The organism is Pseudomonas sp. B14(2022) (assembly GCF_012030485.1).
Lineage (GTDB): Bacteria > Pseudomonadota > Gammaproteobacteria > Pseudomonadales > Pseudomonadaceae > Aquipseudomonas.
The window spans coordinates 291588-313876 of sequence record NZ_JAAUVM010000006.1; the positions used below are offsets into that span (position 1 = coordinate 291588).

Consider the following 22289-nt stretch of genomic DNA (forward strand, 5'->3'; position numbering starts at 1 on the left):
AGCGCGGTTTTGCGCCACGCTGGGGCGTTCGGTAACAAATTGGTGCGAGAGCTGGAAACAGATCGCAAGAACAGTGAGAAACAAATGTGGGAGGGGGCTTGCTCCCGATTGCGGTGTGTCAGCCCAGGATATACCCACTGATCCACCGCTATCGGGAGCAAGCCCCCTCCCACATTTTTTAACCCTGCGGGGTCAGTTCGATGATGCAGCAGCGACCCGTGACGGAAATATCCAGCAGACCGCTGTTACCGTCCACTTGCAGGCAATCGTGATGGCCCAGTACCTCGTCCAGTACCTTCACTTCATCCGCCACGCTGAACACCAGCACCGTCTGCGCCGTGCTGAAAAACCGCTGCACACCATCCACCCACTGCAACCGCGCATGGTAACGCTGAGGCGAGTAGATCAGGTTGAAGTCGCGGATCGGCCCGGTAATCAGGCGGCATGACACCTGGCTGTCGCCCTTGAAGGCGAACGGTTGCAGCGGTAATAGTCCGCGCTGTTCCTCGCCATCCACGGTCAGCACCATGCCTGCGCCTTTGATCACGGTGATCACGCGCTGGTAGCCGGCGAAGGTGGAAAACCCGCCAGACTCACCGATATCGGCAATCGACAGGCGCCAGCCGAAACCTTCCAGGCCCTCGCCCGCATCGCGGGAGATTTCTTCGGTGCTGCCGCCGCCGTTTTTCCACGGCATGCGCACGTAATCAGCGGCGCGCCAGACTTTCACTGCACTCATTTACTGAACCGTCCTTCCAGGCTGTGGCGTGAACCGGGGTGGATCAAACGCGCGGCAGTCACCGGCTGACGGCCGGACCAGGTGCGCCGACGAATCAACAGGCACGGCTCGCTCGGCTCGATCTGCAGCAACTCGCACTCGGCAGCGTCGGCGAGAATCGCTTCGACCACGTGCTCGCCTTCGGTCAACGGCGCCACTTGGTTGAGATAGGCATAGGGGGTTTGCAGGGTGAAGTCCTGTTGCAGGTATTCCGGCGCGACCAGGGCGTTGACGAAACGGTCCTCAATTTGCACGGGAATATCGTTTTCGTAATGCACGATCAACGAGTGGAACACCCGCCCGCCTTCGCGCATTTCCAGGGCGACGGCGCGCTCGGAACCGGCGGCCTCTTCGCCCAGGTGGATGACGCGGCACGTATGCCGATGACCGCGGGAGGCGATCTCATCGGCAATGTTGTGCACTTCAAACAGCGCTGACTGGCTCTTGGGCTCGGCGACGAACGTGCCGACGCCTTGCATGCGCACCAGCAAACCTTCGGCGGTGAGCTCACGCAGGGCGCGATTGATGGTCATGCGGCTGAAGCCCAACTGGCTGACCAGTTCGCTTTCCGACGGTACGCGGTAATGGGGTGGCCAGTTGCCGTTGAGGATCTGCTGGCTGATCATCTGTTTGACACGGGCGTACAAGGGCGCCGGACTTTCGTCCATGTGGGCAGCCAGTGAAGACTTGGCGGGCGGAGTCGGCACAGGGAATCCTTGCAGGGGGAAAAGATGCATAGATTGCCGGAGTTTACCGAGCAGGCAAACGTCTGTATATGTATATACAAATAAACACACGACCGGGGTGCTCTAATCATGTCCGCTTTCTTTGCCGAACGCGCGCTGCTGCCTAATGGATGGGCCAACGATGTACGTCTTGAAGTCAGCGCCGATGGCCTGCTGACACAGGTTGAGGCCAACGCCAGCGCAGACGGTGCCGAACGGCTCAGGGGCCCGGTGCTGGCGGGCATGCCGAACCTGCACTCCCACGCTTTCCAGCGCGCGATGGCAGGGTTGGCCGAAGTGGCCGGCAACCCGAATGACAGTTTCTGGACCTGGCGCGACCTGATGTACCGCATGGTCGGCAAGATCAGCCCGGAGCAACTGCAGGTGATCGCCCGCCAGCTGTACATCGAGATGCTCAAGGCCGGTTACACCTCGGTGGCCGAATTTCACTATGTGCATCATGACGTCAGCGGCCAGCCCTACGCCGACCGTACGGAACTGTCCCGGCAGATCAGCCAGGCGGCCGCAAGCAGCGGGATTGGCCTGACCTTGGTGCCCGTGCTCTACACCCACTCTGGTTTTGGTGGGCAGGCGCCGAACGAAGGCCAGCGACGGTTTATCAACAGCACCGAAAACTACCTGGACCTGCAGTCGCGCCTGCAACCGATCCTTGCGGCACAACCGGCGCAGCAACTGGGTTTGTGCTTCCACTCCCTGCGCGCTGTCACGCCACAACAAATCAATGAAGTACTGGCTGCCAGTGACAAGACTTGCCCGGTGCATATCCACATTGCCGAACAGCAAAAGGAAGTCGACGACTGCCTGGCCTGGAGCGGAAAACGCCCATTGCAATGGCTGTATGACAATGTCGAGGTCGATGAGCGCTGGTGCCTGGTGCACGCCACCCATGCGGATTCTGAAGAAGTGACGCGCATGGCCAAGAGCCGCGCGATTGCCGGCTTGTGCCTGACCACCGAGGCGAACCTGGGCGATGGGATTTTCCCTGCCGTGGATTTCCTCGCCCAGGGCGGACGCCTGGGCATCGGTTCCGACAGCCATGTGTCACTGAGCGTGGTGGAAGAACTGCGCTGGCTGGAATACGGCCAACGCCTGCGCGATCAACGGCGCAACCGCTTGTATCGCAGCGACCAGCCGATGGTCGGCCGTACGTTGTTCGATGCGGCGCTGGACGGTGGCGCACAGGCGCTGGGACAGCCGATAGGTCGACTGGAAGTGGGCAAGCGTGCGGATTGGATCGTGCTGGACGGTAACGACCCTTACCTGGCGACAGCGACAGAAGACGGCATTCTCAATCGCTGGCTGTTTGCCGGCGGTGACCGGCAAGTGCGCGATGTGCTGGTCAACGGCAAGTGGGTAGTGCGCGATGGGCGGCACTCCGGCGAAGAAGAAAGCAGCCGGGCGTTTACGCAGGTCTTAAGAGAGTTACTCGGTTAAAAAATGTGGGAGGGAGTTGCCCCTCCCACAATTGGATTTGTGGCTATCCAGAATTATTGCGAGGTCTTCGCCATCTGCTTATCCGACGTACGCCAGATCAAACGCGTGGTGTCATACCCTTGCTGCCGCGCCCTGCTCAACAGGTCTTCACGGGTGTCCGCACTGACCGTCGGCGTGCGTGACAAGATCCACATATAGCGCCGGCTCGGGCTGCCGACGATGGCGGTCTTGTAGTCGTCGCTGACATACAGCACCCAGTAGTCGCCCTTGGCGACGCCAGGTAGCAGTGACGTAAACCAGTTATTGAATTCCACCCAGAGCTTGTCGGTCTTGCCAGGCACCTGCGGCGTGGCCGTGCCCTTGGCTTCTTCCCACTTCCACTCGGTGGTGAGGCAGCGGTTGAATACCGACATATCGCCATCAGGCAGCAATGTGTAGCGGGCTTCGGACTGCGCGCAGTTGCGCTGGAAGTACATCGGCAATCGAGCCAACTCATACCAGGTACCCTGGTAACGCTTGAGGTTGACGTTGCTCGCTGTCTTGGGTTGCAGATCATCGCCAGAATGGCTGGCGCAGCCCGCCAAAAACAGGCTGGCGCAAAGGAACAAAACAAAACGCATCATTCTTCTTCTCCCGCAGGCTCTCGCCCCGGTTTACTTCAGGCCTTGCCCGGAAAACATCAGAACTTTGTCACCGGCATATTGAACGCTGATAAAGCTGTTTTTATCGCCCCACGTGCAGCTGGACATGCCCAGTGCGCCTGAGCAATCGGTCGGCTTACCCAACAACGACTCGACTTCTGTCTTGGCCATGCCAGCCGACAATTTTTCGTAGTTTTCTTGATTGACCTTGCTGCAAGCGGCCAACAGCACGCAAAAAGCCAGCAAAGCGAGACGGCGTAACGACATGGAATAACTCCTGGAGGGACGAAGCAGCCTGGGTATCTGCCAGAAGCTTAGAAGGGAAAAGAGGTGTCTGGTTCCCGACGAACGAAAACAAAAAAGCCCCGAAAACGCTGAAACGTTTCGGGGCTTCTTTAAGGGTGAACCGGCTCACAACAATGCCGTTCACTTATCGCAGCAGGTTACTTCTTGTGGTAAGCGGTCACACGCTCAACTTCTTCCTTGGACCCCAGGAACACCGCCACACGCTGGTGCAAGCCGTCGGGCTGGATATCGAGAATGCGCTGGTGACCGTCGGTGGACGCACCACCCGCCTGTTCTACCAGGAAGGACATCGGGTTGGCTTCGTACATCAGGCGCAGTTTGCCCGGCTTGGACGGCTCGCGGCTGTCGCGTGGGTACATGAACAGGCCGCCACGGGTCAGGATACGGTGCACGTCGGCCACCATCGCGGCGACCCAACGCATGTTGAAGTTCTTCTTCAACGGGCCTTCTTCGCCTTCCATCAACTCGTTCACGTAGCGCTTGACCGGTTCTTCCCAGTGACGCTGGTTGGACATGTTGATCGCGAATTCCTGGGTGGAAGCCGGGATGGTGATGTCTTCATGGGTGAGGACGAAGCTGCCCATTTCACGGTCCAGGGTGAAGCCTTTGACGCCATCGCCCAAGGTCAGCACCAGCATGGTCTGTGGGCCGTAGATCGCGTAGCCGGCAGCGACCTGCTCGGTGCCTGGCTGCAGGAAGGCCTTTTCGTTCAGGGCTTCGTTCTGGCTCAGGTATTCGCTCGGGCAACGCAGTACCGAGAAGATGGTGCCAACCGGGGCGTTGATGTCGATGTTGGACGAACCGTCCAGTGGGTCGAACACCAGCAGGTAGGCGCCCTTCGGGTATTTGCCCGGGATCTGGTAGGCATTGTCCATTTCTTCGGACGCCATGCCGGCCAGGTGACCGCCCCATTCGTTGGCTTCGAGCAGGATCTCGTTGGAGATCACGTCGAGCTTCTTCTGGACTTCGCCCTGCACGTTTTCAGTGCCCATGCTGCCCAGGACACCACCCAATGCGCCTTTGGATACGGCGTGGCTGATTTCCTTGCAAGCACGCGCCACCACTTCGATAAGGAAGCGCAGATCGGCAGGCGTGTTGTTGCTGCGGGTCTGCTCAATCAAATAGCGACTCAAGGTAACGCGGGACATGGAAGGCTCCGATGAATGGGGGGGGCTAAAAACCCGCGCAGTTTAACGCGAGTCGGGGCGTATTTCCTCCTATCAGAGGATTAAAACCCAATAGAGTTCATGGACTTTATTTAACGTGCCACCGGCGGCTTGCGCAGCAAACTGTAGGCCATGGCTCCCAGTGCAGCGACGCCGAGCAGTAACACGGCCCAGAGTCCGAATGTTTTCCAGTTCGGCCCGCTGTCGACAGCCGCTGTGACCACCGGCGAAGTGACCGCGACGGCCCCGGCCACCTTGGCCTGACCCATCGTGTTGAGGCGCTCGGCGTTGTAATCGGGGATCAGCGTCGACAGCGGCAGGTTCGCCGCCTTCGCCGAGGCATTCCCCAACGCCAGCGTGAACGGTGGCTCGCCCCGCGCCAGGAACACCAACTGCGTGGCGCGCACCGCGAAGTGCAGGGCCGGCGCTTCGACGCCCAGGCCGCCGCCGCGCTCGTCGACCTGCAACTTGAGTTCGGTGACCGTCTGGCCGGGCAGCTGCAATTCGTCCTGCACCACGTCCTGGCCATTCTGGGTCAGGCGATACAACACGCCATTGCTCAACGGCTGCCAGGCCTGATTGCCATCGCGTCGCCCCGCCAAGGTCACCGGCGCCAGCGTATTGGGCTGCTTCAACTCGATACGCAAGCGCTCGACACCCAGCCCGGTGGGCAGCTTCCAGCTGTACTCGCCCGCCTTGAGCCGCGTGCCCGAGAGCGGCTGCGACCATACCAGCGGCATCGGCAGGCTGCTGCTGGTTGCACTGGCCAACTTGGCGGATGTCAGCAACGGCGCCGCTTGCCCCTTCCACACCAGGCGCAGGTAACGCGCGGATTGCCCCGGCAAGCTGACGTCATGCTGCTCGACCCGCTCGTCGGCAAACGACAAACGCGCGACTTGCCCATCCCCCCAGGATTCCCAGTGCTGCAAGTCATCACTGGCTTCAATGCTGAAGCGCTGGAAGCCCTCTTGCTCGTGACTCCAGTCCAGGCTCAACTGCTGCAACGGTGCCTTGATCCTACTGGCGTCAAGCACCCAGCCGCGCAGCACCTGCTTGCCCGGCTTCGGTGCGGTGGACGGCTTGATTTCCACCAGGGTGCCTTCGGCCGTGGTTTTCATCACGACACCGGGCAAGGTTGCCTGGGTGTCGGCGGCGTACAGCGGGAACCACTTCACGTCGGTGACTTCACGACGTTCGGTGCGTTGCGACGTTTGACGCGACAGCGCGTAGGCCTGGGGTTCACCGGCAGCGTTAAACACGCGCACATCGCTGAGGTCAGCCTGGCGCGCATTCAGTTGCACGGCCAACGGCAACTCTAGGCGATACCAGGGGCCGTTGCCGCTGACGCTCAGCGGCACCTGGCTGCTGAAGTCGGCCGGAGTTTCCTGCGCCCACACCGACAACGTCGTACACATGCCCAGCACGACCACGCTCAACTTACCGATCAAGAGGATGCTCCTTCAGTTTCCAACACAGGTTCGGCACGCTTGGGCGGCAGCGGCGCAAAGTAGCCCACCACCAGCAACAACCCACCCACGCCGATAAACGACACGATCCGCGCCAGGCCGCCACGGTTGCTCAGCTCGACAAAGAACAGCTTGGCCACCACCACCGCGATCAGCGCCGCGCCGATCAGCCACACTTCGCGGCGATGGCGCAGGTGGCCGCCGATCATCAGGCCGAGGGCGATCAAGGTCCAGACAATCGACAGGCCCGCTTGCACCAACATCGACTCCAGCAACGCATCCAGATGGAACGGCACGCCGCCCCAGTGGTGTGCGGTGCGCATCACCAAGGCCGTAAAGAACGCGAACAGCGAGATACCCGCAATGCCTTGGGCGATCAATTCAGCGCGCGGCCCTCGCTGCGGCGCCACGCTGCGCGACCACAGGTACACGCCCAGCAGCGCAAACAGCAAGCCCAGATCCAGCGGGTTGAGCAACGGCACATAGGGCAACGGCTTGGCCGTGCCGTCGCTGAAGGTATTCGCCAGCCAGAACCAGCCCAGCATCAGCACCGCCAATGGGAGTGCCGCCAGCACTCGATATTCCCGTGGATACGCCGACACCGGCCACGGCCAGTTGCGCGGTGCAGCAGCCAGCACCAGATACAGACTTGGCAGGATCGCCCAGCCCAACCAGCGCCAGGCGTTGTATTCGCTCGACAGCAACAACAGGGCGTAGCGCAGTTCCAGCGCCAATACGCCGATCAACATCCAGCAACCCAACACGTGAGCAACGCTCAGAACGTTGGCCGGCACCACCGTCGCCAAACGCCGCAGCGCGATGAAATGCACGCCAAATACTGCCAACCACGCCAGCCAGCCGTACTGCGCCGCCGGGTGGTAATAGTGATGCGCGGACACCAGCAGCACCAGGCCCGCCGCCGGCATCAACAAGATGCACAACACGCCCAGCGATGCCCAGCGCAGCCGCGTCGCGAGCAGCGCCCAGATCGCCACGCTGACCGCCGCGATACCCAGCAGGAACGAGCCCTGGAGCTCGTCGGGAATAAACCGCAGCACTTCAGCGATCAGCGCCAACGCCCACCACCCCGCGCCCCACACCAGCAGCAGGTCAGACAGGCGTTGCAGCTTGAGTACCACAAACACCGGCGCATGAGGCTCACGTTGCAAGCGCCAGGCGCCGATCAAGGCGGCCAGGCCCAACACCATCGGCGTCCAGAAACCGCTATGCCCCAGAGGACGCAAACCCTCGCTGCTCAGGGGCCCGAGCAGCTCCGGCACCGCCAGCAGGAACGACGCGCCGCCGATCACTTGCAGCAGTAACCCGAACACGAAACTGACGCGCTGTTGCAGGTACAGGCTCAACCAGATGATCAACAACCCACTGGCCGCCCACACACCACTGGCGCTTTCCCATGGCAGTACAAACAACACGGCGAGATTGATCAGCACCAACCCGGCCAACAGCACCACGGACAGCCCGCGCAACAGGCGCACATCGCTGCGTACCATGTCGTCACGCGCCGCCAGCAGCATGCCGCCGATCAACGCCAGGCCGACCAACGACGCGGTGAGCAGGCCGTTCCAACCGGCGTTGAATACCGCTGCCGAGTCGCCGCCTTGCAGGCGCAGCAGGAACAACGCCCCGCCCAGCAGTTGTACGGCAAACGCCGTGAACAGGAAGGTGCGCGAGCCAATCCGCAAGCCGATAAACAGTGTCGCCAGACCCGCGAGCGCCCAACTGATGGCAACGCCTTGAGTCAGCAACAGCAGCGGCGCGAGCAAGTACACACAGGTCAGGCCGAGGCTGGCCAGAACCGGCAGGCCCTTGCGCTCCCAGTCTGCCGCCTGCTCCATCGCGGCCTTGCGCAGTTGGTCAAAGCTGAACAGCAACGCCGCGCCCAACAACAGCGCCCCCAAGGGCGCCCCCTCAAGCAGCGTGTGTTCGCCGATGCGCAGTTCACTGAGAAACGCCAGCGCCGAGCCCAATTGCAGCAACAGGCCAAATGCCCGCGCCAACGGCCGCTGCTGACGCAAGCCGAGCCAGAAGATCCCGGCGCCCTCCACGGCCCAGGCGGCTGCAGTCCAGCGTGCATCGAGGCCCAGGGGAATCGCCAGGCTGGCAAAGATCACCCCCAGGGCCAGGCAGGTTTCCGCCAGCAGCAAGGCGCGCCCGCCACTGAGCACACGGGCCAGGCCCATGTAGAGGATGCCCAGGCCCAGTGCGCTGAACGCAGCGGCGAACTCAAGGTGCTGCACCAGCGCGAACTGCAGGCCAAAACCCACCAGCGGCGGGCCGAACAGCATACTGCCATCGACGTAATCGCCTTTGGATGCCGACCAGCGCAACAACGCATCACGGCCTTCGGGTGCATCGCCCATCTCCCGCAACTTGCGCCGGGCGAACAACAGGCCGATAGCCAGGTACATCAGGAAGAACAGGATCAAGAACGGCTCGGTACTCCACAGCAGTTCCGGCGTGTAGGAGCGCATGCCCCAGGCAAAGCCGATACCGAAGGTGCCGACAAAGCCGATCAGGTTGAGCAAGCGCCAGGCCTTGAACCACGCGATAGCAAGGATACCGGCGTTGAGCAGGGCAAAATAACTGAACAGCGCGACGTGGCTGCCGGCGCCGGTCGACGTCAGGATCGGTGCCGCGAAACCGCCGAGCGCTGCCGCACAGGCCAGTCCCAACGCATCCTGGGTAATCGCCAGAATCGCCGAGAACACCGTGACCGCCACCAACAGGCCCAGCGCCGCACTCGGGTCGATCAACGGGTGCAGGCGCATCGCGGCAAACACCGTCAAGTACAGCACCGCAATGCCGGTGCCTTGCAGCATCAAGCCGTAGTTGCTGTTGCGCAGCCGCAGCCACCAGCCAAGGCCCAGCAGGCCAAGGGCCGCTGCAGCAACCCCGGCGTAACGCAGCTCGATCGGCACCACCATGCCTTCGGTGGCGTAGCGCAGCAGGAAGGCCAGGCCGAGGAACAGCAGCACCACGCCGACACGCAGCACGGTATTGCCACCAAACAGCCAATTGCGTGCGCCGCTGATGGCACGTTCGATCAGGTTGGGGCCACGGGGAGCGACAGGTTCTTGAGGCGGGCGTGGCGTCGGGGCAGGCGCCCAGACGTCATCCGGCAGTGGTTGGCTCGGTTCGGCGACCATCGCGACAGGCGCCAATTCAGCCGGCAGCTCCCACACCAGTTCGGGCACCTTGGCGACAGGTGCCGGCTCAGAGACAGGTGTTTCGACAATGACAGGGCTCGTCGACGTGGGTACTTCCAGTTGCCGCAGGCGCTCACCCAGGGCGATCAGCGCCTTCTGCGTGGTTTCCAACTGAGCAGCCTGCTGCTGCGCCTGGGTCGCCAGCTTGGACAGGCGAATCGCCTGGCCAATGCCCAACCCCAACAGCGCACCGATACCCGCATCGTAGAACGACTCATCGAGCGTCCAGCCGAGCACCAGGCCAATCAGCATGAAAATCCATTGCATGGTCGATATTCCCTAAGCAAACCGGCGCTCAGTATATCGACGCGCAACCAATGTGGGAGGGGCTTGCTCCCGATAGCGGTGTACCAGTCGACATATCTGCAAACTGACACTCTGCTATCGGGAGCAAGCCCCCTCCCACATTTGCTATCGCAGTGTTTAGTCCAAGGCTTTCCAGATCTCGGTTGCGTACTCGCGGATCGTCCGGTCCGACGAGAACCAGCCCATCCGTGCGGTATTGAGCACCGCCGAACGCCACCACGCCTTGGAATCATGCCAATGCGCTTCGACCCGCGCCTGGGCATCCCAGTAGGAATCGAAATCGGCACAGACCAGGAAGCGGTCGTAGTCGATCAACCCGTCGATCAAGCCCACATAGCGGCCCGGATCATCCGGCGAAAACACCCCGCCCCGAATCGCTTGCAGCACGTCGTTCAGACGGTGGGACGCAGCAATGTCGGGCCCGGCGTTGAATTCACCGGCATGTTTACGCGCCTCGACCTGCTGGGCGCTGAGGCCGAAGATAAACATGTGATCGGCCCCTACGCGCTCGTGCATTTCCACGTTGGCGCCGTCCATGGTGCCGATGGTCAGCGCGCCGTTGAGGCCGAACTTCATGTTACTGGTGCCCGATGCTTCAAAGCCGGCGGTGGAGATCTGCTCCGACAAGTCCGCCGCTGGGATGATGCTTTCCGCCAGGCTGACGTTGTAGTTGGGCAGGAACACCACCTTGAGCAAGCCGCGCACGGTCGGGTCGTTGTTGACGGTGCGCGCGATGTCGTTGGTCAGCTTGATGATCAACTTGGCCTGGTGATAACTGGCCGCCGCCTTGCCCGCGAAGATCTTCACCCGTGGCACCCAGTCGGTGCCCGGCTCGGCACGGATCGCCTGGTACAGCGCCACGGTGTGCAGCAGGTTCAGGAGTTGGCGCTTGTATTCGTGGATACGCTTGACCTGCACGTCGAACATCGCCGCCGGGTTCACCGAAATGCCCAGGCGCTCATGGATGATCTCGGCCAGTGCACGCTTACTGTGCAGGCGCTGGTCGGCGAAGGCTTTGCGGAAGGCCTGTTTCTCGGCGAAGGTTTCCAACTCGCCCAGGCGGGTTTCCATGTTGTCGAGAATGTCCGGGCCCAAGGCGTCCACCAGCATATCGGTGAGCTTGGGGTTCGCCTGGTACAGCCAGCGGCGGAAGGTAATGCCGTTGGTTTTGTTGTTGATGCGCTCCGGGTAGAGCTTGTGCAGTTCGGAGAACACTGTGCTGCGCATCAGTTGGGTGTGCAGGCCGGACACGCCGTTGACGCTGTGGGAGCCGAGGAACGCCAGGTTACCCATGCGCACACGGCGGCCGTTGTCTTCTTCGATCAGGGAGACGGCGCGCAGCACGTCGAAGTCATGAATACCCTTGGCGCGCAGCGCATCGATGTGCTGCGCGTTGATCAGGTAGATGATCTGCATGTGCCGGGGCAGCATGCGTTCCATCAGACCGACCGGCCAGGTTTCCAGGGCTTCGGGCAACAGAGTGTGGTTGGTGTACGACAGGGTTTCGACGGTGACATCCCACGCGGCTTCCCACGGAATGTCGTGCAGGTCGACCAACTGGCGCATCAACTCGGCCACGGCGATCGAGGGGTGGGTGTCGTTGAGCTGGATCGCCGCGTGTTCACCCAGGCTCAGGACCGAGCCGTGCATGTTCTTGTGGCGACGCAACAGGTCCTGCAAGGAGGCGGCGACGAAAAAGTATTCCTGGCGCAGGCGCAGTTCCTGCCCCGCTTCGGTGCTGTCCGCCGGGTAAAGCACTCGGGAGATGCTCTCGGCGCGGGCCACTTCGGCGACGGCGCCCAAATGGTCACCGGCGTTGAAGCGCTCCAGGTGCAGGTCTTCCACCGCACGGGCACGCCACAGGCGCAAAGTATTGACGCTGGCGCCGCGCCAGCCGACCACCGGGGTGTCGTAGGCAACGGCGCGCACGGTTTCGTTGGGCGTCCACACCTGGATCTGCTTGCCGGAGGCATCCGGCAGGGTCTCGACGCTGCCGCCAAAGCCAATCGGGTAAATCACCTCGGCCCGTTCGAATTCCCACGGGTTGCCGAAATCCAGCCAGCGCTCGGTCTGCTCCTGCTGCCAGCCATCGACAATCGCCTGACGGAACAAACCGTGCTCATAACGAATGCCATAGCCGTGGCCGGCGATGCCCAAGGTCGACATGCTTTCCATAAAGCACGCCGCCAGACGGCCCAGGCCGCCGTTGCCAAGCGCCGCATCGGGCTCGAGCAGGCGGATGCGCTCGAGGTCCACACCGAGTTCAGACAGCGCTTCGCGAGCGATCTCCAGCACGCCAAGGTTGCTCAGGCTGTCGTAGAGCAGGCGGCCGATAAGAAATTCCAGGGAGAGGTAATAAACCCGCTTCTGGCCTTTGCGGTAGATACGCCGCGTGTGGTCCATCCAGTGGTCGACCATCTGGTCGCGGGCGGCCAGGGCAATGGCTTCGAACCAGTCGTGGTCGAAGGCATGGTCCGGGTCTTTGCCCACCGCGTAGGTGAGTTTGGTCAAGACAGCATCGCGGAATGCGGCTACCTCTACTTCTCGTGCAAGCGGTTCCTGAGACATCGGTGCGACCTCGGGCGAGATTGAAGGAGTTGCTAGAGCCTAGTCGGTCTGACAGACGGTAGACGCTCTGGTTCGGCAGTTTTTTAACTCATTCACCTTTACAGGCATTTGATGCAGGGGTCGTGCCCGATCTGCCCATGTCCAAGCCTTTGAGCTGAAATACGCAAAATATTGTTCAAAAAAACACCAATCCCGGTATTATCGCGCGCCCAGATACAGCCCCACCTTTTGGAACCCCGATGAAGCCTCAACTGATCGCCGCCGCGGAACTCGACCGTCTCGAGACTTGGCAGAAATATTCCGCCCATATGTGCGGCGGCTGCGTGTCCAGCTGCTGCACACTGCCGGTTGAGGTGAAGATCAAGGACCTGATCCGCATTGGCATCGTCGATGAGTTCGAGCGCGGCGACCCGCCGAAGAACATCGCCAAGCGGTTGCAGAAGGAAGGCATCGTCGAGCGCTACAACAACAAATCCGAGATTTTTACCCTGCAGCGCATGAGCAACAACGACTGCCTGTACCTGGATCGTAAGACGCGCTTCTGCACTATTTATGACAAGCGCCCGGATACCTGCCGCAACCACCCGAAAATCGGGCCGAGGCCGGGGTATTGCGCGTACAAGCCGAAGGAAGTGGTGCGCGAGACCAAATTCAAGACCCTCGATAAGTTCTGATTCGGGTTTTGTGGGGCTCTCAAGGGTCCTATCGGGGGCAAGCCCCCTCCCACATTTTGATCTGTGAACACATTCAAAGGTGGGAGGAGGCTTGCCCCCCGATGAGGCCAGTACAACCACCACCAAAACTGCAGGCATAAAAAAACGCCCCCGGCCTTTCGACCGGGGGCGTTTTTCATTCAGCCTGAGTTAACTCAGTTCTTGGATTTCTTGGCAGCGCGGGTACGCTCGCCTTCGTCCAGGATCTTCTTACGCAGGCGGATCGACTTCGGCGTCACTTCGCACAGCTCGTCGTCCTGGATGAATTCCAGGGCCTGTTCCAGGGTGAAGCGAACAGGTGGAACCAGGGCGATGGTTTCGTCTTTACCCGAAGCACGCATGTTGTCGAGCTTCTTGCCTTTGGTTGGGTTGACGCCCATGTCGTTGTCACGGCTGTTCAGACCAACGATCTGACCGTTGTAGATCTCTTGACCGTGTTCAACGAACAGCTTGCCACGCGCCTGGAGGGTTTCCAGGGAGTAGGTCAGTGCCTTGCCGGTTTCTACCGAGACCAGAACACCGTTCTGACGGCCGGACATGTCGCCGGACTTCATGGTGTCGTAGCGATCGAAGATCGAGGTCAGGATGCCAGCACCGTTGGTCAGGGTCAGGAACTGGTTACGGAAACCGATCAGACCACGAGCAGGGATGTTGTATTCCAGACGCACACGGCCTTTGCCATCCGGCACCATGTTGGTCAGGTCGCCCTTACGCAGGCCCATCTCTTCCATGACCTTGCCCTGGGATTCTTCAGGGGTGTCGATGGTGACGTTTTCGAACGGTTCCTGCTTCACGCCGTCAACCTGACGGATGATCACTTCTGGACGACCAACGCCCATTTCGAAGCCTTCGCGACGCATGGTTTCGATCAGTACCGAGAGGTGCAGCTCACCACGGCCGGAAACCTTGAACTTGTCAGCCGAGTCGCCTTCTTCAACGCGCAGTGCAACGTTGTACAGCAGCTCTTTGTCCAGACGTTCCTTAATGTTACGGGAAGTCACGAACTTGCCTTCTTTACCGCAGAAAGGCGAGTCGTTTACCTGGAAGGTCATGGAGACGGTTGGCTCGTCAACGGTCAGAGGCTTCATCGCCTCGACAGTGTCCGGCTGGCACAGGGTGTCGGAGATGAACAGCGAGTCCATACCGCTGACGCACACGATGTCGCCGGCGAAGGCTTCTTCAACGTCGATACGGTGCAGGCCGTGGTGACCCATCAGCTTCAGGATACGACCGTTACGCTTCTTGCCGTCGGCGCCGATAGCGACAACCGGGGTGTTCGGCTTGACGCTACCACGGGCGATACGGCCAACGCCGATAACACCCAGGAAGCTGTTGTAGTCCAGTGCCGAGATTTGCATCTGGAACGGACCGTCACGGTCAACCTTCGGTGGTGGAACGTGGTCAACGATCGCCTGGTACAGCGGGGTCATGTCTTCCGCCATGGCGGTGTGTTCCAGACCGGCAATACCGTTCAGGGCCGATGCGTAGATCACTTGGAAATCAAGTTGCTCTTCGGTGGCGCCCAGGTTGTCGAACAGGTCGAAGATCTGGTCCAGAACCCAGTCCGGACGCGCGCCTGGACGGTCAACCTTGTTGATGCACACGATCGGACGCAGGCCGGCTTCGAAAGCCTTCTTGGTCACGAAACGGGTTTGCGGCATAGGGCCGTCTTGAGCGTCAACCAGCAGCAGAACGGAGTCAACCATCGACATTACGCGTTCTACTTCGCCGCCGAAGTCGGCGTGGCCCGGGGTGTCCACGATGTTGATGTGGTAGCCGTTCCAGTTGATAGCGGTGTTTTTAGCCAGGATGGTAATACCGCGCTCTTTTTCCTGGTCGTTGGAGTCCATCACGCGCTCGTCGTTGAGCTCGTTGCGCTCCAGGGTGCCGGATTGACGCAGGAGTTTGTCTACCAGGGTGGTTTTACCATGGTCAACGTGGGCAATGATGGCGATGTTACGTAGATTTTCGATCACTTGTGTATCTCGATCAGAGGATTCGGTGTGCTGACAGGTCGTGGCAGCGATTAACAGTAGAGTCAGGCCTTGCCGTTACAGCTTGACGGCAGAGTCGGGGGGCCGGTGACGCAGGCCACAGGCAAACAGCCCCGGGCTCTTAGCTCGGTCGATAAACGCGCACATTGGCATGCCCCTCACTGAGCAAATGGTGGGCATGCAGGCGACTCATCACGCCTTTGTCGCAATACAGCAGGTACTGACGGCTGTTATCCAGTTCCTTGAAACGCGCGTTCAATGCATAGAACGGCAGCGTTTGTACGTCGATGCCGGCGACTTCCAGCGGCTCATCTTCAGCGGCATCCGGGTGACGGATGTCGATGACGATCTGACCGGCCAGGGCTTCGCCAACTTCTTCGATCTGCACATCCTGGCCCAGCTCGTCGATAACACGATCGATCGGGACCAGCTTGGCGTTCTGGATCGCACGCTCCAGAACCGCCATATCAAACTGTTGTTCTTCGTACTCCACGCGGTTGCGCTTGGCGTGGGTCTTGGGGTTCACCGAAATGACCCCGCAGTATTCAGGCATGTGCTTGGCAAAGTCGGCGGTGCCGATTGCTTCTGCCAAGTCGATAATGTCCTGCTTGTGGCTGGCGATCAGCGGGCGCAGCACCAGCTTTTCAGTCACGCAGTCGATCAGCGACAGGTTCGGCAGCGTCTGGCTGGAAACCTGGGAAATCGCTTCACCGGTCACCAGCGCGTCGATCTGCAACTGATCGGCGATTCGGGACGCGGCGCGCAACATCATACGCTTCAAAACTACGCCCATATGACTGTTATCGACTTTACCGAGAATTTCGCCCAGCACTTCCTCGAACGGTACGCTCACAAATAGCACGCGTTGGGAGCTGCCGTACTTCTTCCAGATAAAGTGCGCAACTTCCATCACGCCCAATTCGTGTGCACGTCCGCCCAGGTTAAAGAAGCAGAAGTGGCTCATCAGGCCGCGGCGCATGATCTGGTAGGCCGCCACCGTGGAATCGAAACCGCCGGACATGAGGACCAGGGTCTGTTCCAGGGCGCCCAGCGGATAGCCGCCGATGCTGTCGTGCTGGCTGTGAATCACAAACAACCGTTGGTCGCGAATTTCCATGCGCACTTCAATTTGCGGCGCCTTGAGGGAAATTCCGGCGGCGCCGCACTCGCGACGCAGCTTGCTGCCGACGTATTTCTCGACGTCCATGGAGCTGAATGGGTGCTTGCCGGCACGCTTGCAGCGCACCGAAAAAATCTTGCCTTCAAGGCTGTCGCCGAAGTGCCGTTTGCATTTTTCGGTGATGTCGTCGAAGTCGCCCAGCGGGTACTCATCCACCTGCAGGAAATGCGCGATACCCGGCATGCAGCTCAGGCGCTCGGTCATGTCCTTCAAGGCTTTGGCGTCGGTCAGGCGGGTTTCCAGCTCGAGGTTGTCCCACACACCGTTCACCACCACAGCCGGGTCCAGATCGCGGAGCACGGCACGGATGTTCTTGGCCAACTGACGGATGAAACGCATCCGTACCGGTCGGCTCTTGATGGTGATCTCGGGGAAGACTTTAACGATTAATTTCATGGAAACAGCGCGCGCAGGGCCTGCCGAAAAAGGGGGGCGCGGATTATAGCGGAAATCGCTCAAGGTTTAACCAGTTAATATGCACAACACTCGTCACGCACTAAAGAGGTGCATTTGCATCGCCAGGCGCCACATTTCAGTGCTCGAATTTCGGGCTTTTGTCGCTATGTACCTTTTATAGGGCGTTTTTGGAGCAAAAAACCCATGTTGGCGCACTGGCATGCAATTTGCTCTCTTGTGAGGCAGGTTGCCATGGCGGACTATCCGCGCCGGCATCACCCACATTCTAAGGGCTAACTCCACTACCCCAGCCCGAAGCCACCCGGAGGACACTATGTCGAAGTCGGTTCAACTCATCAAAGATCATGACGTTAAATGGATTGATCTGCGCTTCACGGACACCAAAGGCACTCAGCACCACGTGACCATGCCGGCTCGCGACGCGCTGGATGATGCTTTCTTCGAAGAAGGCAAAATGTTCGACGGTTCCTCCATCGCTGGCTGGAAAGGCATCGAAGCCTCCGACATGATCCTGATGCCGGACGACAGCACTGCCGTCCTCGACCCGTTCACCGAAGACCCAACCCTGATCATCGTCTGCGACGTGATCGAGCCTTCGACCATGCAAGGCTACGACCGTGACCCACGTGCGATCGCCAAGCGTGCCGAGGAATACCTGAAGTCGACCGGTATCGGCGACACCGTATTCGTAGGCCCGGAACCAGAATTCTTCATCTTTGATTCGGTCAAGTTCAAGTCCGACATCTCCGGTTCCATGTTCAAGATTTTCTCCGAACAAGGTTCGTGGATGTCCGACCAGGACGTGGAAGGCGGCAACAAAGGCCACCGTCCAGGCATCAAAGGTGGCTACTTCCCAGTTCCGCCGTTCGACCACGACCACGAAATCCGTACCTCCATGTGCAACGCCATGGAAGAAATGGGCCTGGTCATCGAAGTTCACCACCACGAAGTGGCGACTGCCGGCCAGAACGAAATCGGTGTGAAATTCAACACCCTGGTTGCCAAGGCTGACGAAGTCCAGACCCTGAAGTACTGCGTACACAACGTGGCTGATGCCTACGGCCGTACCGCTACGTTCATGCCTAAGCCGCTGTACGGCGATAACGGTTCGGGTATGCACGTTCACCTGTCCATCGCCAAAGAAGGCAAGAACACCTTCGCTGGCGAAGGTTATGCCGGCCTGTCCGACACCGCCCTGTACTTCATCGGCGGCATCATCAAGCACGGTAAGGCCCTGAACGGCTTCACCAACCCGTCGACCAACTCCTACAAGCGTCTGGTCCCAGGTTTCGAAGCACCGGTAATGCTGGCCTACTCGGCTCGCAACCGTTCCGCCTCGATCCGTATTCCTTACGTGTCCAGCCCGCGCGCTCGCCGTATCGAAGCCCGCTTCCCGGATCCGGCAGCCAACCCATACCTGGCCTTCGCTGCCCTGGTCATGGCTGGCCTGGACGGTATCCAGAACAAGATCCACCCTGGCGACGCCGCCGACAAAAACTTGTACGACCTGCCGCCTGAAGAGGCCAAAGAGATCCCACAAGTGTGCGGCAGCCTGAAAGAAGCCCTGGAAGAGCTGGACAAGGGCCGTGCGTTCCTGACCAAAGGCGGCGTATTCAGCGACGACTTCATCGATGCCTACATCGAGCTGAAAAGCGAAGAAGAAATCAAAGTACGCACCTTCGTACACCCACTGGAATACGAGCTGTACTACAGCTGCTGATCCGGTAGCGCTGCTTGACGCAGCGTGAAGAAAAAGGCCTCCTTCGGGAGGTCTTTTTTTGCCCGGGAATTAACCCGAATCCCCCCACTCCCTCCCACAAGGAGATCAGCATTGAAACGTCGACTTGCGTTCGCTTTAGTGTTTTTCAGCGCCAGCGCATTGGCTGCGCCACCCACTCTTGAGCCGCTGCTCAACAGCATCGCCGAACGCCTGGAGATCGCCGACCAGGTGGCCCTGAGCAAATGGGACAGCAAAAAACCTGTAGAGGATAAGAAGCGCGAACAAGAGGTGATCGCCAGTGTCGTCGCCCAGGCGCCGAGCTACAAACTGGCCCCCGCCGCCGCCGAGCAATTTTTCTCGGCACAGATCGAGGCAAACAAGCTGGTGCAGTACACCCACTTGTCCGATTGGCAGTTCCAGGGCAAGGCACCCGACGACCCGCGCCCGGACCTGGTGAAGCAGATTCGCCCGCAACTGGATCAATTGCAAAAACGCCTGCTGCAACAACTGGCGGACTTCACCCCACAACGTACCGACCCGCAGTGCCCTCAATGGCTGGCCGAAGCAGTGCATGAGCCGCTGAACGACCCACTGCGGCAACTGGCGATGATCCGCGCTACGGCCGAGCTGTGTATCTACAAAGACTAAAACTGTAAACCCGATCCAAAAATGTGGGAGAGGGGCAACCCCTCCCAGATTTGATTTGTGTGATTTCGGCACTTCCTGAACAACCTTCACAAAACCGCACTATATTGGTGCGACATCCTGCACCCTTCCCAACGACTCACACCATTTTGGTTCGAAACTTCCCGATCAAGCTGGCAGAACGCCACAGTTTCGCGCCTTAAACCCCTATTTCAGGGGTTTAACGCTTCTTTTCGGAGCCTTGGTTTGTTTTTTGCATTTTCCTTGTATCAGCGTGTGCCTCAAGCCCGCGCCTTGCTCCAAAAGAGGTCCCGATGACCATCAGCGATGCACTGCACCGTTTGCTACTCGACAACCTGACCACCGCGACCATCCTGCTCAATGACGACCTGCGCCTTGAGTACATGAACCCGGCGGCGGAAATGCTCCTGGCCATCAGTGGCCAGCGCAGCCATGGGCAGTTCATCAGCGAATTGTTCACCGAGTCGGCCGAAGCCTTGAGTTCGTTGCGCCAAGCCGTGGAGCAGGCACATCCGTTCACCAAGCGTGAAGCGATGCTCACGGCACTGACCGGCCAGACGCTGACCGTCGACTACGCCGTGACCCCGATCCTGAGCAACGGCGCCACCCTGCTGCTGCTTGAAGTGCACCCCCGCGACCGCCTGCTGCGAATCACCAAGGAAGAAGCCCAGCTGTCCAAGCAGGAAACCAGCAAGATGCTGGTACGCGGCCTGGCCCATGAGATCAAGAACCCGCTGGGTGGCATTCGCGGCGCGGCGCAGTTGCTGGCCCGCGAGCTGCCGGACGAGCACCTCAAGGACTACACCAACGTCATCATCGAAGAGGCTGACCGCCTGCGTAACCTGGTGGACCGCATGCTCGGCTCCAACAAGCTGCCGTCGCTGGCGATGACCAACGTGCACGAAGTACTGGAGCGCGTCTGTCAGTTGGTCGAGGCCGAAAGCCAGGGCTGCATCACCTTGGTGCGCGACTACGACCCGAGCATTCCCGACGTATTGATCGACCGCGAGCAGATGATCCAGGCGGTGCTCAATATCGTACGCAATGCCATGCAGGCCATCAGCAGCCAGAACGAGTTGCGCCTGGGCCGCATCAGCCTGCGCACCCGCGCCCTGCGCCAGTTCACCATCGGCCACGTGCGCCATCGCCTGGTGACCAAGGTTGAGATCATCGACAACGGCCCAGGCATCCCTGCGGAACTTCAGGAAACCATCTTCTTTCCCATGGTCAGCGGCCGCCCGGACGGTACCGGGCTGGGCCTGGCCATTACCCAGAACATCATCAGCCAGCACCAGGGTCTGATCGAATGTGAGAGCCATCCCGGCCACACCACATTCTCGATCTTTCTGCCTCTGGAACAAGGAGCCTCATCGACATGAGCCGTAGTGAAACTGTGTGGATCGTCGATGACGACCGTTCTATCCGCTGGGTCCTCGAGAAAGCCTTGCAACAGGAAGGCATGACCACCCAGAGCTTCGACAGCGCCGACGGGGTGATGAGCCGCCTGGCGCGTCAGCAGCCCGACGTGATCATCTCCGACATCCGCATGCCCGGCGCCAGTGGCCTGGACCTGCTGGCGCGGATTCGCGAGCAGCACCCGCGCCTGCCGGTGATCATCATGACTGCGCACTCGGATCTGGACAGCGCTGTCGCGTCCTATCAGGGCGGTGCCTTCGAGTACCTGCCCAAGCCGTTTGACGTGGACGAGGCCGTGGCGCTGGTCAAGCGCGCCAACCAGCACGCCCAGGAACAACAGAACCAGGAAGCCCCGCCGACCCTGACCCGCACCCCGGAAATCATCGGTGAAGCGCCGGCGATGCAGGAAGTGTTTCGCGCCATCGGTCGCTTGAGCCACTCCAACATTACAGTGCTGATCAACGGCGAGTCGGGTACCGGTAAAGAGTTGGTGGCCCACGCCCTGCACCGTCACAGCCCGCGCGCGGCCTCGCCGTTTATCGCGCTGAACATGGCGGCGATTCCCAAGGATCTGATGGAGTCCGAGCTGTTCGGCCATGAAAAAGGCGCGTTCACCGGCGCAGCCAACCTGCGTCGCGGGCGTTTCGAACAGGCGGACGGCGGCACGCTGTTCCTCGATGAAATCGGCGACATGCCGGCCGACACTCAGACCCGCTTGCTGCGCGTACTGGCGGACGGCGAGTTTTATCGGGTGGGCGGGCACACACCGGTCAAGGTCGATGTGCGCATCATCGCCGCGACTCACCAGAACCTGGAAACCCTGGTGCACGCAGGCAAGTTCCGTGAGGACTTGTTCCACCGTCTCAACGTGATCCGCATCCATATCCCACGGATGTCGGACCGCCGCGAAGATATTCCGACCCTCGCCCGCCACTTCCTCAGCCGCGCCGCCCAGGAGCTGGCCGTCGAGCCGAAGTTGCTGAAAAGCGAGACCGAGGAATACCTGAAAAACCTGCCGTGGCCCGGCAACGTGCGCCAGCTGGAGAACACCTGCCGCTGGATCACCGTGATGGCGTCCGGCCGCGAAGTGCACATCGGCGACCTGCCGCCGGAGCTGCTGAGCCTGCCGCAGGATTCGGCCCCTGTGACCAACTGGGAGCAGGCACTGCGCCAATGGGCCGACCAGGCCCTGGCACGCGGCCAGTCGAACCTGCTGGACAGCGCCGTACCGGCGTTCGAACGGATCATGATCGAAACGGCCCTGAAGCACACCGCCGGCCGCCGTCGCGATGCCGCCGTGTTGCTGGGTTGGGGTCGCAACACCCTGACGCGCAAGATCAAGGAGTTGGGCATGAAGGTCGATGGTGGTGATGACGATGAGGGCGACGACGCCTGATCTCCAATCTACCGAGATCTAATGTGGGAGGGGGCTTGCTCCCGATGGCGGTGGGTCAGTAACAGATGCATTCACTGGCATGCCCTCATCGAGGGCAAGCCCTCTCCCACATTTTGCTCCGCACTCTGTCCGCAAGAACGTTGACAACC

At 60.5% G+C, this 22289-nt stretch carries 16 protein-coding genes; 6 read left to right on the forward strand and 10 right to left on the reverse strand.

From position 1 onward, the window contains the following. Window positions 1–178 precede the first annotated feature (178 nt). Together HCF10_RS12375 and hutC are read right to left on the reverse strand one after the other, a co-directional pair. Window positions 179–739: a HutD/Ves family protein gene (locus HCF10_RS12375; protein ID WP_145335884.1), complete on the reverse strand. Its 561-nt coding sequence runs from the start codon at window positions 737–739 to the stop codon at window positions 179–181. Beyond that, entirely contained in the window at window positions 736–1446 is a 711-nt protein-coding gene (hutC, locus tag HCF10_RS12380; RefSeq protein ID WP_237683111.1) for a histidine utilization repressor, read from the reverse strand. Before hutC ends, HCF10_RS12375 begins: the two co-directional genes overlap by 4 nt. A 147-nt stretch (window positions 1447–1593) precedes the next feature. On the opposite strand from hutC, the gene HCF10_RS12385 reads away from it, so the two are divergent. Beyond that, complete coding sequence (locus HCF10_RS12385) at window positions 1594–2958, forward strand: formimidoylglutamate deiminase (protein ID WP_167655617.1); 1365 nt, start codon at window positions 1594–1596, stop codon at window positions 2956–2958. Window positions 2959–3011: 53 nt separating this feature from the next. Here HCF10_RS12385 and HCF10_RS12390 read toward each other — a convergent pair whose 3' ends face one another. From HCF10_RS12390 to HCF10_RS12415, 6 genes are all read right to left on the reverse strand, one after another. Further along, a complete protein-coding gene (locus HCF10_RS12390; protein WP_027605060.1) occupies window positions 3012–3581 on the reverse strand; it encodes a lipocalin family protein in 570 nt (189 codons plus the stop codon). A gap of 30 nt (window positions 3582–3611) precedes the next feature. After that, window positions 3612–3866 (reverse strand): hypothetical protein, encoded by a 255-nt coding sequence (locus HCF10_RS12395; RefSeq protein ID WP_131696901.1) that lies wholly within the window; start codon window positions 3864–3866, stop codon window positions 3612–3614. A 176-nt stretch (window positions 3867–4042) separates the two neighbouring features. Next, window positions 4043–5053, reverse strand: a complete 1011-nt coding sequence (locus tag HCF10_RS12400) for a class 1 fructose-bisphosphatase (protein ID WP_131696902.1) — start codon at window positions 5051–5053, stop codon at window positions 4043–4045. Window positions 5054–5163: 110 nt separating this feature from the next. Then, a complete protein-coding gene (locus HCF10_RS12405; RefSeq protein WP_145336120.1) occupies window positions 5164–6516 on the reverse strand; it encodes a DUF3999 domain-containing protein in 1353 nt (450 codons plus the stop codon). Continuing rightward, window positions 6516–10031, reverse strand: coding sequence for a DUF2339 domain-containing protein (locus HCF10_RS12410; protein WP_167655618.1), 3516 nt, complete (start codon window positions 10029–10031; stop codon window positions 6516–6518). Before HCF10_RS12410 ends, HCF10_RS12405 begins: the two co-directional genes overlap by 1 nt. 156 nt (window positions 10032–10187) lie before the next feature. After that, the gene (locus HCF10_RS12415; protein ID WP_167655620.1) at window positions 10188–12638 is read right to left on the reverse strand and encodes a glycogen/starch/alpha-glucan phosphorylase; all 2451 of its coding nucleotides are present in this window, start codon (window positions 12636–12638) and stop codon (window positions 10188–10190) included. A gap of 239 nt (window positions 12639–12877) precedes the next feature. On the opposite strand from HCF10_RS12415, the gene HCF10_RS12420 reads away from it, so the two are divergent. Next, window positions 12878–13312, forward strand: a complete 435-nt coding sequence (locus HCF10_RS12420; RefSeq protein ID WP_024072902.1) for a YkgJ family cysteine cluster protein — start codon at window positions 12878–12880, stop codon at window positions 13310–13312. A gap of 194 nt (window positions 13313–13506) precedes the next feature. On the opposite strand, the gene typA is transcribed toward HCF10_RS12420, so the two are convergent. Both typA and thiI read right to left on the reverse strand, forming a co-directional pair. Continuing rightward, window positions 13507–15327, reverse strand: a complete 1821-nt coding sequence (gene typA, locus HCF10_RS12425; protein WP_131696905.1) for a translational GTPase TypA — start codon at window positions 15325–15327, stop codon at window positions 13507–13509. A gap of 139 nt (window positions 15328–15466) precedes the next feature. Beyond that, window positions 15467–16921 carry a tRNA uracil 4-sulfurtransferase ThiI gene (gene thiI / locus HCF10_RS12430; RefSeq protein WP_167655621.1) on the reverse strand — a complete coding sequence of 485 codons (1455 nt, stop codon included), beginning with the start codon at window positions 16919–16921 and terminating at the stop codon, window positions 15467–15469. Between the two features lie 334 nt (window positions 16922–17255). Between thiI and glnA the strand changes: the two genes are divergently transcribed. From glnA to ntrC, 4 genes are all read left to right on the forward strand, one after another. Continuing rightward, a complete protein-coding gene (gene glnA, locus HCF10_RS12435) occupies window positions 17256–18662 on the forward strand; it encodes a glutamate--ammonia ligase (protein WP_024072899.1) in 1407 nt (468 codons plus the stop codon). 111 nt (window positions 18663–18773) lie between these two features. Next, window positions 18774–19310 (forward strand): chorismate mutase, encoded by a 537-nt coding sequence (locus HCF10_RS12440; RefSeq protein WP_145335877.1) that lies wholly within the window; start codon window positions 18774–18776, stop codon window positions 19308–19310. A 311-nt stretch (window positions 19311–19621) separates the two neighbouring features. Continuing rightward, on the forward strand, window positions 19622–20707 hold the full coding sequence (glnL, locus tag HCF10_RS12445; RefSeq protein ID WP_131696908.1) for a nitrogen regulation protein NR(II): 1086 nt from the start codon (window positions 19622–19624) through the stop codon (window positions 20705–20707). Continuing rightward, window positions 20704–22140: a nitrogen regulation protein NR(I) gene (gene ntrC, locus HCF10_RS12450; protein WP_027605069.1), complete on the forward strand. Its 1437-nt coding sequence runs from the start codon at window positions 20704–20706 to the stop codon at window positions 22138–22140. The genes glnL and ntrC overlap by 4 nt, the downstream gene beginning before the upstream one ends. The last annotated feature ends 149 nt before the right edge of the window (window positions 22141–22289 follow it).